Annotated in this window: 15 protein-coding genes; 5 read left to right on the top strand and 10 right to left on the bottom strand. The window is 64.4% G+C overall.

What is annotated here, in order from left to right; genetic code table 11:
* Positions 1-6: 6 nt before the first annotated feature.
* Positions 7-966 carry a TAXI family TRAP transporter solute-binding subunit gene (locus K5880_RS05260; RefSeq protein WP_297649533.1) on the bottom strand — a complete coding sequence of 320 codons (960 nt, stop codon included), beginning with the start codon at positions 964-966 and terminating at the stop codon, positions 7-9.
* Between the two features lie 124 nt (positions 967-1,090).
* Between K5880_RS05260 and xerD the strand changes: the two genes are divergently transcribed.
* Positions 1,091-2,026, top strand: coding sequence for a site-specific tyrosine recombinase XerD (gene xerD, locus K5880_RS05265; protein ID WP_297649535.1), 936 nt, complete (start codon positions 1,091-1,093; stop codon positions 2,024-2,026).
* A gap of 110 nt (positions 2,027-2,136) precedes the next feature.
* Positions 2,137-3,114 (top strand): tripartite tricarboxylate transporter substrate binding protein BugE, encoded by a 978-nt coding sequence (locus tag K5880_RS05270; protein ID WP_297649536.1) that lies wholly within the window; start codon positions 2,137-2,139, stop codon positions 3,112-3,114.
* Positions 3,115-3,159: 45 nt separating this feature from the next.
* On the opposite strand, the gene msrA is transcribed toward K5880_RS05270, so the two are convergent.
* The 5 genes from msrA to K5880_RS05295 form a co-directional block, all read right to left on the bottom strand.
* Positions 3,160-3,783, bottom strand: coding sequence for a peptide-methionine (S)-S-oxide reductase MsrA (gene msrA, locus K5880_RS05275; RefSeq protein WP_297649538.1), 624 nt, complete (start codon positions 3,781-3,783; stop codon positions 3,160-3,162).
* Positions 3,780-4,262 carry a peptide-methionine (R)-S-oxide reductase MsrB gene (msrB, locus tag K5880_RS05280; RefSeq protein ID WP_297649540.1) on the bottom strand — a complete coding sequence of 161 codons (483 nt, stop codon included), beginning with the start codon at positions 4,260-4,262 and terminating at the stop codon, positions 3,780-3,782. Before msrB ends, msrA begins: the two co-directional genes overlap by 4 nt.
* Before the next feature lie 107 nt (positions 4,263-4,369).
* Entirely contained in the window at positions 4,370-4,954 is a 585-nt protein-coding gene (locus tag K5880_RS05285) for a DUF1439 domain-containing protein (RefSeq protein ID WP_297649542.1), read from the bottom strand.
* A gap of 51 nt (positions 4,955-5,005) precedes the next feature.
* Positions 5,006-5,266 (bottom strand): DUF3297 family protein, encoded by a 261-nt coding sequence (locus tag K5880_RS05290; RefSeq protein WP_297649544.1) that lies wholly within the window; start codon positions 5,264-5,266, stop codon positions 5,006-5,008.
* A 15-nt stretch (positions 5,267-5,281) separates the two neighbouring features.
* On the bottom strand, positions 5,282-5,458 hold the full coding sequence (locus K5880_RS05295) for a hypothetical protein (protein ID WP_297649806.1): 177 nt from the start codon (positions 5,456-5,458) through the stop codon (positions 5,282-5,284).
* A gap of 57 nt (positions 5,459-5,515) precedes the next feature.
* Here K5880_RS05295 and K5880_RS05300 point away from each other — a divergent pair, with 57 nt between their 5' ends.
* Both K5880_RS05300 and K5880_RS05305 read left to right on the top strand, forming a co-directional pair.
* Positions 5,516-6,127: a hypothetical protein gene (locus tag K5880_RS05300; protein WP_297649546.1), complete on the top strand. Its 612-nt coding sequence runs from the start codon at positions 5,516-5,518 to the stop codon at positions 6,125-6,127.
* A 602-nt stretch (positions 6,128-6,729) separates the two neighbouring features.
* Entirely contained in the window at positions 6,730-7,617 is an 888-nt protein-coding gene (locus tag K5880_RS05305; protein WP_297649792.1) for a reverse transcriptase domain-containing protein, read from the top strand.
* A gap of 169 nt (positions 7,618-7,786) precedes the next feature.
* Here K5880_RS05305 and dbpA read toward each other — a convergent pair whose 3' ends face one another.
* The 4 genes from dbpA to K5880_RS05325 form a co-directional block, all read right to left on the bottom strand.
* Entirely contained in the window at positions 7,787-9,181 is a 1,395-nt protein-coding gene (gene dbpA, locus K5880_RS05310) for an ATP-dependent RNA helicase DbpA (protein WP_297649548.1), read from the bottom strand.
* 22 nt (positions 9,182-9,203) lie between these two features.
* Positions 9,204-10,694, bottom strand: a complete 1,491-nt coding sequence (locus tag K5880_RS05315; protein WP_297649550.1) for a response regulator — start codon at positions 10,692-10,694, stop codon at positions 9,204-9,206.
* Positions 10,691-11,686: a histidine kinase dimerization/phosphoacceptor domain -containing protein gene (locus K5880_RS05320; protein ID WP_297649552.1), complete on the bottom strand. Its 996-nt coding sequence runs from the start codon at positions 11,684-11,686 to the stop codon at positions 10,691-10,693. Before K5880_RS05320 ends, K5880_RS05315 begins: the two co-directional genes overlap by 4 nt.
* 111 nt (positions 11,687-11,797) lie before the next feature.
* Positions 11,798-12,664 (bottom strand): ferritin-like domain-containing protein, encoded by an 867-nt coding sequence (locus K5880_RS05325; protein ID WP_297649554.1) that lies wholly within the window; start codon positions 12,662-12,664, stop codon positions 11,798-11,800.
* 37 nt (positions 12,665-12,701) lie between these two features.
* Here K5880_RS05325 and K5880_RS05330 point away from each other — a divergent pair, with 37 nt between their 5' ends.
* Positions 12,702-13,226: a gamma carbonic anhydrase family protein gene (locus K5880_RS05330; protein WP_297649556.1), complete on the top strand. Its 525-nt coding sequence runs from the start codon at positions 12,702-12,704 to the stop codon at positions 13,224-13,226.
* Positions 13,227-13,233: the final 7 nt, after the last annotated feature.

Here is a 13,233-nt window from a genome sequence, read left to right on the forward strand (position 1 = left end):
TGCGCCTTACTTGATCAGGCCGATTTCCTTGTAGTAGCGCTCGGCACCCGGGTGCAGCGGCACGGGCATGCCCTTGATGGCGTTGTCGCGCTTGATGGCCTTGGCGGCGTTGTGCGCGGCGTAGAGGGTGTCGATGTTGTCGTACATCGCCTTGGCCATGCGGTAGGCGGTGTCGTCGGACACGCCGCTGTGGGTGATCAGGAAGTTCGGGATGGCCGCGGTGGGCACGTCCTCGGTCTGGCCGGTGTAGGTGTTGGCCGGAATGACGGACGGCTGGTAGGCCGGGTCACCGACCTTGGTCACCACGTCGGCGGGCACCGAGACCACCACGATCTTGACGGCGGTGGACAGATCGCGGATGGAGGCCACGCCCAGGCCAGCGGATTGCAGGGTGGCGTCGAGCTGGCGGTTCTTCATGAGTTCGACCGACTCGCCAAAAGGCAGGTATTCGACCTTGGCCAGATCGCCGTAGCTCAGGCCGGCGGCCTTGAGGATGGCGCGCGCGTTGAGCTCGGTGCCCGACTTCGCGGCGCCGACCGAGAGGCGCTTGCCCTTGAGGTCCGCGAGGGTCTTGATGCCGGAGTCGGCGCTGGCCACCACCTGGATGTAGTTGCTGTAGGTGGCCGAGAGGCCGCGCAGCTTGTCCAGCTTGTTGGGGAAGCCTGCTTCGGCGTTGCCCTGCCAGGCGTAGGAGACGGCGTCGGCCAGCGACAGCGCGAGCTCACCACGGCCAGCCTGCAGCAGGTTGAGGTTTTCGGCCGAGGCGCGCGTGACCTGGGCGGTGGAACGGGTGTTGGGGATGTCCTTGGCGAAGATCTGCGAGAGCGCCACACCCATGGGGTAGTACACGCCACTCTGGCCGCCGGTGAGCACGTTGACGAACTGCTGCTGCTGGGCCGAGGCCACGCTGGTGAGCAGGGCCGCGCCGAGGCTGAGCCCCAGGCCAATCTTGTGAATCAAGCGCATGGTGTGTGTCTCCTGTCGATGTGAAAAATGCGAGCAGGCAGAATACAACAAGTTGATACGGAACTCCCCCCGGTAACTGCTTACCTGTCGGGGCGGGTTTTCCCCGAGAGTCGAGCGCACCGCAGTGACCCAGGCATCCACCGAACTGTCTCCGAAGGCCCTGGCCAGCCGCGCCGCGGCCGATGCCTTTGCCGATGCCCTGTGGCTGGAGGAGGGCCTGTCGCGCAACACGCTCGATGCCTACCGGCGCGACCTGGTGCTGCTGGGTGACTGGCTGGCCGGGCAGGGCAAGACCCTGCCCGAGACCAGTGAAGCCGACCTCAACCATTACTTCAGCGCGCGCCATGCGCAGACCCGCGCCACCACCGCGAACCGGCGCCTCACCGTGTTCAAGCGCTACTTCCGCTGGGCACTGCGCGAGCGCTTCGTCACCATCGACCCGACACTGCGTCTCGCACCGGCGCGCCAGCCCCTGCGCGTGCCCAAGACCTTGTCGGAGGCGCAGGTCGAAGCCTTGCTGAATGCGCCCGACGCAGGCACGCCGCTGGGGCTGCGCGACCGCTGCATGCTTGAACTCATCTATGCCAGCGGCCTGCGTGTGAGCGAGCTCGTGACGCTCAAGACCTGGCACGTGGGCATGAATGAATACGTGCTGCGCATCACCGGCAAGGGCAACAAGGAGCGCCTCGTGCCCTTCGGCCAGGTCGCCGGCCAGTGGCTGCAGCGCTACCTGATGCAGGCGCGCGGAGATATCCTGGGCGGCCTGCAGAGCGAGGACCTGTTCGTCACCGCGCGCGGCTCGCGCGCCGGCGAGGCCATGACGCGCGCGATGTTCTGGCAACTGGTGAAGAAATACGCCGCGCAGGCCGGCATCACCTCGCCACTGTCGCCGCACACGCTGCGCCATGCCTTTGCCACCCACCTGCTCAACCACGGCGCGGACCTGCGCGCGGTGCAGATGCTGCTGGGCCATGCCGACATCTCCACCACCACGATCTACACCCACGTGGCGCGCGAGCGCCTCAAGACCCTCGTGGCGCGGCACCACCCGCGCGGGTAGCGCGCCATCGTTCCGGGTTAACGCGTATGTAGAAGCCCCAATGAAGGCGCGTCCGGCAAGCCCTACATTTCCTGTGCCCTTCCACATCCCCATTCACTGGAGCACATTTCATGGTTTCTCGTCGTCAGCTCGTTGCAATCGGTCTGGCCACCGCCTCGGCGGCTGTGGCCGGCAGCGCGTGGGCTCAGGCCTACCCGAACAAGCCGATCCGGCTGCAGGTGCCGTTCGCACCGGGCGGTACCACCGACATCATTGCGCGTGTCATGTCCGAGTCGCTGGGCAAGGCGCTGGGGCAGAGCGTGGTGGTGGAGAACAAGGCCGGCGGCGGCGGCGTGGTGGGTGCCACCGAGCTCGCGCGCAGCCCGGCCGACGGCTACATCCTGGGCATGGCCACGGTGTCGACCACGGCGGCCAATCCGGCGATCAATCCCAGGATTCCGTACAACACGCTCACGGACTTCACGCCCATCGTCAACATCGCCGCGACGCCCAACGTGATCGCGGTGCATCCCGGCTTCCCGGCGAAGGACTTCAAGGCCTTCGTGGCCGAACTCAAGAAGAACCCCGGGCGCTACAGCTACGCGAGTTCGGGCACCGGCGGCATCGGCCACTTGCAGACCGAGCTGTTCAAGAGCCTGACCGGCGCCTTCATCACGCACATTCCCTACCGGGGTGCGGGCCCCGCGCTCAACGACACCATTGGTGGGCAGGTGCCGATCATCTTCGACAACCTGCCTTCCGCGTTGCCGCACATCAAGGCCGGCCGTCTGGTGGCGCTGGCGGTGGCGGCGCCGCAGCGCCTGGCGGTGCTGCCCGATGTGCCCACGTTCAAGGAGATGGGGCTGGAGCCGGTGAACCGCATGGCGTATTACGGCCTCATCGGCCCCAAGGGCTTGGCGCCCGAGGTGGTGGAGAAGGTCAACAGCGCTGCCCGGCAGGCTCTGACCGACCCGGCGGTGAAGAAGCGCGTGGAGGACACGGGCTCGCTCGTGGTCGGCAACACGCCGGCCGAATTCGCCGCGCAGATCAAGGCCGAGTACGAGGTTTACAAGGACGTGGTGGCGAAGCAGAAGCTCAAGCTGGATTGAGCGACCAGACATCCGCCGCCAGGAGGCCGCCCGCGGGCGGCCTATTCATTTCCTGCTGCCCCAGAGCTGCTCCAGGCGCATGTCGCGCCCGCAACTGGCGCGGTAGTACTGGTAACGGATCGGGTTCTTCTTGTAATAGTCCTGGTGGTAGTCCTCGGCGGCATAGAACGGCCCGGCCGCCACGATCTCGGTGACGATGGGCTCCTTGAAGGGCTTGCTTTTCTCCAGCTCGACGAGCGAGCGCCGTGCGGCCGCCAGTTGCGCCGCGTCGTGCGTGAAGATGGCGGTGCGGTACGGGCTGCCGGCATCACAGAACTGCCGGTTCTTCGTGGTCGGGTCGATGCTGCGCCAGAAGGTGGCGAGCAGTTGCTCGTAACTCACGCGGGCCGGGTCGAACACGATCTCCACGGCTTCTGCGTGGCCGGTCTTGTCGGAGGAAACCTGCCGGTAGGTCGGGTTGGCCACGGTGCCGCCGATATAGCCCGAGGTGGTGGACAGCACGCCCGGCACCTTGTCGAAATCGGCCTCCACACACCAGAAGCAGCCGCCCGCGAAGGTGGCCTTGGCGGAGGCAGCAGGGGCCTGGGCCTGCGCGGGCGCGACCGCGATCAGCGCGGTGGCCATCAGGGCCAGCATTCGGCCGAACCCGAAGCGGTGCAGGCTCTTCATGCGGCCTCCGGGGCAAAACGCAGCGCCACGCCGTTGTTGCAGTAGCGCTTGCCGCTGGGTTGGGGGCCGTCGTTGAACACGTGACCCTGGTGGCCGTCGCAGCGCACGCAGTGGTACTCGGTGCGCGGCAGGATCAGCTTGTAGTCGGTCTTGGTGCCCAGTGCACCGGGCAGCGGCGTGTGGAAGCTGGGCCAGCCGGTGCCGCTCTCGTACTTGGCGTCGGACGAGAACAGCGGCAGGTCGCAGCCCGCGCAATGGTAGGTGCCCTTGCGCTTCTCGGCGTTGAGCGGGCTGGTGCCCGCGCGCTCCGTGCCTTCCTCACGCAGCACGGCGAACTGCGCCGGTGTCAGGCGCTTCTTCCATTCGGCGGGGGAGAGGTTCCAGGGGGCGGTGGCGGCCAGGGCATGGGCCACGGGCGCGGCGGCCTGCGAGCCCAGGCCGAGGAGGGTGAGCAGCTTCATGGTGTGTCGGCGGTTCATGGTGACGGGACCTTTCATGCGGATAGGTCGGTCGCGGTGGCCGATTTCTTACACGCGAACCCGTTGGAGTCGGTCTGGCCGCGCGGGTTCTGCGCTCGCACGCGCCATTACAAGGGCTTGAGCACGAAGCCGATCACCAGGCCCTGGTCCGTGACGGTGATCGGTCCGGGCTGCATGCCCATGGCGTCCACCATCTTCAGGTCCTGAGGTTGCAACTGGTGCAGCACGAGTTCGCGCAGCGACTGTTCGGCCAGCGCGGGCGCGTAGGTGTTGAGCATGTCCACCACGCCAGGCTGCAGGCTGGGAAAGCGCAGGCGACCCAGGCGCAACTGGTGCGCGCGCACAGTGCGGTCACTCGGTTCGTAGCGCAGCGCGAAGTCGACGTCGAAGCTGCCCTGGTGGCTGCGGTTGAGCGCGGGCCCGGCCACCTCCACCACCATCTCGCTGCGCAGGCGGTTCTGCGCGGGCAGCAGGCGCAGGCGGGGGATCTGCAGATCGAGGTTCAGGACGCCGGGCACCGGGTAGCGCAGCGGGAAACGCCGGGCCACGGCTTGTTGCAGCTGATCGAGCGACACCGTGTGGCCTGCGGGCGCATCCCCAGGCGCAGGGTATTCGCTGGCGCGCGCGCCCACCGCACCAGCAAGGGCGCCGTGGAGCAGCGGGAGGACAAGGCAAAGGGTTCTGCGTCGCATGGATGGCTGTTTGGAGCCAGCGTCGCGCCGCAGGTTCGCGTCAAGTCGTCTCTATTTGTAGAAGGCCTCGACCTTGCCCTTGAGCTGGATCAGCAGCGGGTTGCCCTTGCGGTCCAGCGTCTTGCCCGACGGCACCTTGACCCAGCCTTCGCTGATGCAGTACTCGGTGACGTCGAAGCGTTCCTTGCCGTTGAAGCGGATGCCCACGTCATGTTCGAACACGGCGGGCACGTGGTGAGGGCTGCCCGGTTCGATGCACAGGCGGTCGGGCAGGGGTGGACGAGAGGAGTCGGGGGAGGTGTTGTCGCTCATGGGCAGGATTGTTGATCAGTTCGCAGCCGGGGCGAAAGGCGTGGTCTCAGCCGCCCAAGCCGGCAAAGGGTTCTGCACGTCCTCGTTGGCGTCCAGCGCGGCCAGAAGGGCCTCCACTTCTTCCAAGTGTTCGGCGCTCAGGCTGTCGGGGGCGATCAGATTCCTGGGCTTGTAGCCGAGCTTGGAGTCCACTGGAGGCGACTCATATAGATGGGAAAGCAGTCTGAAAATTTTCGATTTGGAGTGAGCATGGGATACCATCTGTATCGGAAACTTCATGTCGTAGATTCGATGAAAAGACCTTCAGTTGATAGATTTTCGAAGAGCGTCCAAGATCTATACAAAGGCAATCGGTTTGTCGTGTTTTTGTGCGGCCCTGCTCTAAAGGACGCTGAAACAAACAGTGGTTCCGCGCTACGTCTCCGTTTGCGTGATGAGCTCGAAGCTGATGGATACGAAGTAGTTTTGGGGGAGGACGAGGGCTTGGAGGATGTGCGCGTATCGGTGACAAAGGGCTACGCACATGATAATGAGCTTGAGTTCATCAGCCGGGAATGCAGCGCCATAGTCATAGTGGCAGGGAGCGTAGGCTCATTTTGTGAACTTGGTCTTTTTGTGCACTGGCTAGCTCGGAATGATGATCGAACTTGCGATTTGATTTTGCTTGCTGACAAGCTGTACGAAAATGATCGATCTTATTTCAATGAGGGCCCGGCAAGAGCCGCGGATGACTTTGGGAAGACGTTGTTTGTAGATTTCGCTACGGCGGATCTCACGCCGGTTTTGAGACGGATAGCAGGTCGTCGGTCTACCCACTTCTTCGATGGGCGAGGTCGTCCGCCTTCGTCGCCCATACCATGACAGCGAGACTGAATGGATCGCTTGTCCGATTGGCTTTAGGCTGCATACAGCCCGCGTCGGCGTTGCACATTGCAGAGTTCATCCGGAACGCTCTGCCTGAGGAGACACCCAGTGTCAATCCAGCTCTCGTCCAAGAAATGTTGAGTACATGGGAAAGTGGTGGCGACACTGTCTGCGTACATCAGCGACTTAAGCTGTATTCCCTTACTCGCTCTGGCGATGGAAAGTTGAGCGCCAAGGAACGAAGGCTTCGAGACCGTACGCGCTCCTTCTTGCTAAAAGAACTTCGCAGTGCTACCGTTCGGGAGCCAGAGGTTCAGGGTACAGAGAAGGCTGATGTTTCGTCAGCCGTACTCACTGATTCCGCAATACAAGAGGATGAGCGGCCAATAGGCACGGCCGAATCTCCTCGCAGAGCTCGGAGCTCCGGCCGTGCCTATTGGCCGCTCCTCTCACAGCAACTTTATGTTGGCTCTTCTTCCCCCTCCTCTGGCACCTTTTTTCGCTTTCTTTCGTTTCCCACAGTAAAGCGTTGCTGTGAGGCGTTTGGACACGAGGCAGTGCCAGAAGACGGTGTCGGGTTGGGAGAAATCGCTTTGGCTATGGGCCTTAGTCCTCGTCTACTCGGTGTGTTGCTCCATAAGCCTGAAAGGCATTACCGTGTCTTTGAAATTCCCAAAGCCAACGGTACGCCTCGTGAGATTTGTGCCCCTCGGACTGTAATGAAGCTGGTCCAGTACTTTGTCCTCGACTATCTACTGAGAGCTTTTCCAGTTCATCCAGCGGCAACTGCATTCGAGCCAGGCTGTTCGATAAAATGGAACGCCGTTGCTCATGTTGGTAAACGCTATGTGGCCAACATCGATGTGCAGAATTTCTTCGGATCGCTCACTACAAAGGTTGTCTTTAAACAGCTATTGCGCGCGGGGTTCAAGCTGAATACGGCAGCTTTCGTTGCACGAATTTCGTCCTACAGGGGTAGCCTTCCGCAGGGGGCTCCCACTAGCGCGGCTCTCTCCAACATCTGTATGTATGAGTTCGACGAGCTTCTAACGTCAGACAGTTCAGCTAGCAGAGTAACCTACACGCGCTACGCTGACGACATCACTTTCAGCGGCGATGATCTTGAAGCTGTCCGGATATGCATCGCCAAAGCATCTGACCATTTGGGAGCGTTGGGGCTGGTGCTGAACAGGGATAAAACAAGGATATTCGGTCAATCTTCCCGCCAAGTGGTTACCGGCCTGGTGGTCAACGTTAAGGCACAACCGACGCGTGAGTACAGGAGAAATTTGCGGTCATTGCTTCACCACGTAAAGCTCAATCCATTTCAGCACTTGGATCAGTATGACGAGATACAAGGCAAGGCAGCGTTTGCTCTTTCGTTCTCTGGTCCAGACACACAAGTGGGCAGTCTCTCCTCGCAATATGTAGATGAGGCACTTGCCGTTATGCGTGCCCTTCGCAAATCTGGACAAGAAAAATCGTAGTACTGAGACTCAATGCATCATGGGAGGGCGAAATCGAACACAAGACTTCAGTTCTGTTGAGATCGCTGTGATCCATGAGGGTATTGGTGTCACGAGCTAGGCAGTGCACTCGCGAAATATCTGCGGGCAGGTAGTGATGGAAAGAACCGAATCTCACAGTGTTTGACTTTCAGTCCTCCAGCACCCGCACCTTCACACCCTTGCCCTTGATCCGCCCGGCGTTGAGGCGGCTGGCGGCCTGTTGCGCGATGTCGCGGTTCACCGCGACGTAGGTGGACCACTCGTTCACGTTGATCTTTCCCACCTGTTCGCGCGTGTAGCCCAGGTCGGCGGTGAGCGCGCCCAGCACGTCGCCGGGGCGGATCTTTTCCTTGCGGCCGCCCTGGATGTGCAGCGTCACCATGGGCGGCACGAGCGGGCCGCTTCCAGTGGGTGCGAGCTCGTCCAGCGGGTGCCAGGCCGACTCGCGGCCCTGCAACTGCTCGATCTTGCCGACGCTGCCCATCTCGTCCAGGCTCGCGAGGTTGAGTGCCAGGCCGCTTTCACCCGCGCGGCCGGTGCGCCCGATGCGGTGGACGTGCACCTCGGGGTCGGGCGTCACGTCGACGTTGATCACGGCGGCCAGGCTGGCGATGTCCAGGCCGCGCGCGGCCACGTCGGTGGCCACCAGCACCGAGCAACTGCGGTTGGCAAAGCGCACCAGAACCTGGTCGCGCTCGCGCTGCTCCAGTTCGCCGAACAACGCGAGTGCGCTGACGCCCTGGGCCTGCAGCACCGCCACCAGATCGCGGCACTGGGCCTTGGTGTTGCAGAACGCCAGCGTGCTCTCGGGCCGGAAATGGTGCAGCAGCCGGCTCACGGCGTCCAGCCGCTGCGTTTCGGCCACTTCGTACCAGCGCTGTTCGATCTGCGTGCCCGTGTGCTGCGCATCCACTTTCACGGTGACGGGTTCGCGCATGAAGCGTGCGCTCAGGCTGGCGATGCCTTCGGGGTAGGTGGCCGAGAACAGCAGCGTCTGGCGCGTGGCGGGGCACTGTTTCGCCACGGTCACGATGTCGTCGAAGAAGCCCATGTCGAGCATGCGGTCGGCTTCGTCGAGCACCAGGGTGTTGAGCGCGTCCAGCTGCAGGCTGCCGCGTTCCAGGTGGTCCATGATGCGCCCCGGCGTGCCCACCACGATGTGCGCGCCATGTTCGAGCGTGGCGAGCTGGCCGCGCAGCGGCACGCCGCCGCACAGCGTGACGACCTTGATGTTGTCCTCGGCGCGCGCGAGGCGGCGAATCTCGGTGGTCACCTGGTCGGCCAGTTCGCGCGTGGGGCAAAGCACCAGGGTCTGCACCGCGAAGCGGCGCGGGTTCAGGTTGGCCAGCAGCGTCAGGGAAAAGGCGGCGGTCTTGCCACTGCCGGTCCGGGCCTGCGCGATCAGATCCTTGCCCAGCAGCGCGGGCGGCAGGGCGGCGGCCTGGATCGGCGTCATAGACGCATAGCCCAGCCGTGCCAGGTTGGCCAGCATGGCCGGAGAAAGGGGGAGGGTGCCGAAATCGGTCGGGGAGGCGGTGGTCATCCCCGATTATCGGTGGCGGCGCTCAGCCGCCGAGCGTGAAGTAGAAGGTGGCGCCCTTGTCGGGCGCCGCATCGGCCCACACGCGCCCGCCGTGGCGCGCGGCGATGCGCTGCACGATGCTCAGGCCGATGCCCGTGCCCTGGAACTCGGTGTCGGTGTGCAGGCGGCGGAACGGGCTGAACACCTGTTCGGCATACGCCATGTCGAAGCCGCAACCGTTGTCGCGCACGTAGAAGACGTCCTCGTTGCCCTGCAGTTCGTGGCCCACCTCGATGCGGGTGACCTCCCGCTTGGCGCAGAACTTCCAGGCGTTGCGGATCAGGTTGTCGAGCACGCTGCGCACCAGAACTGGGTCGCCCACGGCGCTCAGCCCCGGGGCAATGCGCACTTCGGCGATGCGCTCGGGCGCGGTCTCGAGTTGCTGTTCGATGATCTCGGCGGCGATGGCACTGAGGTCGACGTCGACGAGTTTTGGCTGCACCTGCGAGAGCTTGGACAGGTTGAGCAGGGCGTCGATCAGGTTGCCCATCTGGGTGCTCTTGGCGGCGATCCGGGCGATCAGCTTGGCGCCTTCATCACCCAGGTCGGCGCGGTGGTCCTCCAGCAGCACGGCGCTGAGGCCCGCGATGGAGCGGATCGGCGAGCGCAGGTCGTGCGCCACCGAGTAGCTGAAGGTCTCCAGCTCGCGCAGGCTCTCGCGCAACTCGGTGGTGCGTTCGTGCACCAGTTGCTCCAGTCCCTCGTTGAGCCGCTGCAGGCGGATCTCGGCGTGCTTGCGTTCGGTGACGTCCTGCACTACGCCGCTCAGGCGTTGTTCCGACACGGGGCTGGCGTCCAGCTTGATCCAGCGCGACGTGGCCGGGCCCGCGAGCAGGCGGAACTCTTCGCTGAACTTGCGCAGCGGCGCCATGGTCTCCCGCAGCCTGCTCTCGACGTACTGCCGGTCCTTCTCGTCCACGTCGGCCAGAAAATCGGCCAGGGTCAGGGGCCGTGCCGCGTCGCGGCCGAGCAGAGACGCGGTGCGCGGATTGATGGTCATTGCGCTGGTGACGGTGTCCATCTCCAGCACCCCCATGCTCGCGGCGTCGAGCGCCTGTTGCAGCAGGCGCCTGTTCTCCCGCAGTGATTCTTCCACCGTGTGGCGTTCCAGCGCCATCTGGATGGTCGCGTGCAGCTCGCGCTCCGAGAAGGGTTTGATCAGGTAGCCGTAGGGCGTGGTCTGGCGCGCGCGCTCCAGCGTGGAGTCCTCCGAATAGGCGGTGAGGTAGATCACCGGCACCGGGTGGTCGTTCTTGAGGCGGGCGGCCACATCGATGCCGTCCATGTCGCCTTCGATGTGGATGTCCATCAGCACCAGGTCGGGGCGCGTGCTGTGGACCAGCGCCAGGCTTTCCTGCCCGGACACCGCCACGGCGGGCACGTCATAACCCAGTTGCGACAGGCGCTGCTGGAGGTTGAAGGCGACGATGCTTTCGTCTTCCACGATCAGGATGCGCGGTGGCGTGTTTCTCATGGGGTCTCTCCCAACTGGAAACGCAGGGAAAAGCGCGTGGGGCCGGCGCGCTGGATATCCAGCACACCATGCAGCTGGCGCGTGAGCAGCTGCACCAGCTGCAGGCCCAGCGAGCCGGTGCGCAGCAGGTCGAGGTCGTCGGGGATGCCGCGTCCGTCGTTGCTGATCGACAGCTCCACGTGCCTGCCATGGTCCTGGTTCAGCTCCACCAGGATCGTGCCCGCTTGCCCTTCCGCGAAGCCGTGCTTGAGCGCGTTGCTGACGAGCTCGTTGACGATCAGGCCGCAGGGGATGGCCTCGTTGATGGGCAGGCTCACCTCGTGTGCCTCGACCCGGATGCGCACCTGGCTGGCCGAAGTCCCGTAGGCCTCGGTGAGCCGGGGCAGCAGTTCGTCGAGGAAGCGCTGGAAGTCGACCTTGGCGAAGTTCTGTGACTGGTACAGCGTCTGGTGGATCAGCGACATCGAGCGGATGCGGTTCTGGCTGTCGCGCAGCATGCCCACGAGTTCGCGGTCCTTGCTCTTGAGCGCCTGCAGGTCGAGCAGGCTGTGGATGACCTGCAGGTTGTTCTTGACGCGGTGGTGCACCTCGCGCAGCAGCAGGTCCTTCTGCTGCAGCGCCTCCTGAATGCGCCGCTCGGCCTGCTTGCGCTCGCTCAGATCGAGGATCACCGAGAGCACCATGGGCCCCTCGCCCGTCTGCACCGGGTTGATGCCGATCTCCACCGGGAACTCGCTGCCATCCTTGCGCAGGCCGCTCAGGTCGCGCCCCGCGCCCATCGGCCGCGCGCTGGTCTCGGCCAGGAAGCCGTTGCGGTAGCCGGGGTGCGCGCCGTGGTAGCGGGAAGGGATGAGCTTTTCCACCGTGTGGCCGATCAGCTCTTCGGTGCTGTAGCCGAACGTCGTCTCGGCCAACTGGTTGAGGCGGACGATTTCGCCGAGATGGTTCACCACGATCATGGCCACCGGGATGCGATCAAACGCTTGTCCCAAGTATTCATCGAGTTGTATCCGTGGTTCCGCCATGGGAGCCATGGTAGGCGAGTTGCCCGCGCCCTGTGAACAAATGTGACGGCTTGCCGCAGGTGGCGTAGCACCAATGATCTAAAAGCCTGTCGCGGGGGCGTCCGCGTTCATCAATTCTTGCATTTCGATGTCGCTGAATCCCGCTGCTTTGCGCGCCGGGGTGTTGAAAGGTGGGCGCAGCCGTGGCGCGCTGAACCGGCGTGCGAGTTGCCGGTAGTGCGCCACGGGCTCCAGTCCCTGTTGCTTGCACAGCCAGCCATACCAGCGGTTGCCCACCGCCACGTGGCCGATCTCGTCGCGCAGGATCACGTCCAGAATCCCGACCGCCCGCAGCGCTGCCGATGTGCCCACCTTGCGCAGGCGCGCCTGCATCGGCGGCGTGGCGTCCAGACCGCGTGCCTCCAGCGTGCGCGGCACCAGCGCCATGCGCGCGGTCACGTCGTGCTGCGTGCGCACGCACATCTCCCACAGGCTGTTGTGCGCCGCGAAGTCGCCGTAGTCGTGACCCAGGCTTTGCAGGTGTTCGCGCAGCAGGCTGAAGTGGATCGCCTCTTCGTGCGCCACTTGCAGCCAGTCGTGGTAGTAGCTCGCCGGCATGTCGGGAAAACGCCAGACCGCGTCCAGCGCGAGGTTGATCGCGTTGAACTCGATGTGGGTCACCGCGTGCAGCAGCATGGCCAGGCCCTCGGGTGTGAAGGGTGAACGCTGCGGCACGTCAACCGGTGCGATGAGTTCTGGACGTGCTGGCCGCCCGGGCAGGGGCGCGGTGGTGTCGGGCTCCAGGCGCTGCGCCGTGTTCAGCTCGGCGCGGCCTGCCTGGCAGGCCTCGAACAGCGCGTGCGTGGCGGCCACCTTCTGCTGCGGGTTGCTGACGCACAGCGCCTGCAGGGCCTGTTCGCGCAGCGAGGCGCGCAGAGGCGGGTCTGGGTGCGCGGGCGCTTGCATCCCTACAATTCTAGGTTTCGCGACCGGAGACCTTTTCATGGCAATGTACGAACTCGATGGCGTCACCCCGCGCGTGGCCGATTCGGCCTGGGTGGCCGACAGCGCCCAGGTGATGGGCAACGTGGTGCTGGCCGAGGACAGCAGCGTGTGGTTTGGCGCGGTGCTGCGTGGCGACACCGAGACCATCACCATCGGGCGCGGCAGCAACATCCAGGACGGCAGCGTGCTGCACGCGGATGTGGGCTTTCCGATGATGGTGGGCGAGAACGTGACCGTGGGCCACCAGGTGATGCTGCATGGCTGCACCATCGGCGACGAATCGCTGATCGGCATTGGCGCCACCGTGCTCAATGGCGCGAAGATCGGCAAGCACTGCCTGGTGGGCGCGGGCTCCCTGGTGACCGAGGGCAAGACCTTCCCCGACGGCAGCATGATCATGGGCAGCCCGGCGCGCGTGGTGAAGACGCTCACACCCGAGCAGATCGAGGGCCTGCGCCGCAGCGCCGGGCATTACATCGAGAACGCGGCGCGCTACCGCGCGGGCTTGAAAAAGCTGGCCTGACCCCGAT

The organism is Hydrogenophaga sp. (assembly GCF_025699295.1).
In the GTDB taxonomy this organism is placed as follows: domain Bacteria; phylum Pseudomonadota; class Gammaproteobacteria; order Burkholderiales; family Burkholderiaceae_C; genus Hydrogenophaga.

Bases quoted from the DNA above. Each gene is read 5' to 3' on its own strand.
- K5880_RS05260 (WP_297649533.1), bottom strand. From the start codon at position 966: ATGCGCTTGATTCACAAGATTGGCCTGGGGCTCAGCCTCGGCGCGGCC.
- K5880_RS05285 (WP_297649542.1), bottom strand. From the start codon at position 4,954: ATGCGACGCAGAACCCTTTGCCTTGTCCTCCCGCTGCTCCACGGCGCC.
- K5880_RS05270 (WP_297649536.1), top strand. From the start codon at position 2,137: ATGGTTTCTCGTCGTCAGCTCGTTGCAATCGGTCTGGCCACCGCCTCG.
- K5880_RS05330 (WP_297649556.1), top strand. From the start codon at position 12,702: ATGGCAATGTACGAACTCGATGGCGTCACCCCGCGCGTGGCCGATTCG.
- K5880_RS05325 (WP_297649554.1), bottom strand. From the start codon at position 12,664: ATGCAAGCGCCCGCGCACCCAGACCCGCCTCTGCGCGCCTCGCTGCGC.
- K5880_RS05290 (WP_297649544.1), bottom strand. From the start codon at position 5,266: ATGAGCGACAACACCTCCCCCGACTCCTCTCGTCCACCCCTGCCCGAC.
- K5880_RS05300 (WP_297649546.1), top strand. From the start codon at position 5,516: ATGGGATACCATCTGTATCGGAAACTTCATGTCGTAGATTCGATGAAA.
- K5880_RS05315 (WP_297649550.1), bottom strand. From the start codon at position 10,694: ATGAGAAACACGCCACCGCGCATCCTGATCGTGGAAGACGAAAGCATC.
- msrB (WP_297649540.1), bottom strand. From the start codon at position 4,262: ATGAACCGCCGACACACCATGAAGCTGCTCACCCTCCTCGGCCTGGGC.
- K5880_RS05305 (WP_297649792.1), top strand. From the start codon at position 6,730: ATGGGCCTTAGTCCTCGTCTACTCGGTGTGTTGCTCCATAAGCCTGAA.
- msrA (WP_297649538.1), bottom strand. From the start codon at position 3,783: ATGAAGAGCCTGCACCGCTTCGGGTTCGGCCGAATGCTGGCCCTGATG.
- dbpA (WP_297649548.1), bottom strand. From the start codon at position 9,181: ATGACCACCGCCTCCCCGACCGATTTCGGCACCCTCCCCCTTTCTCCG.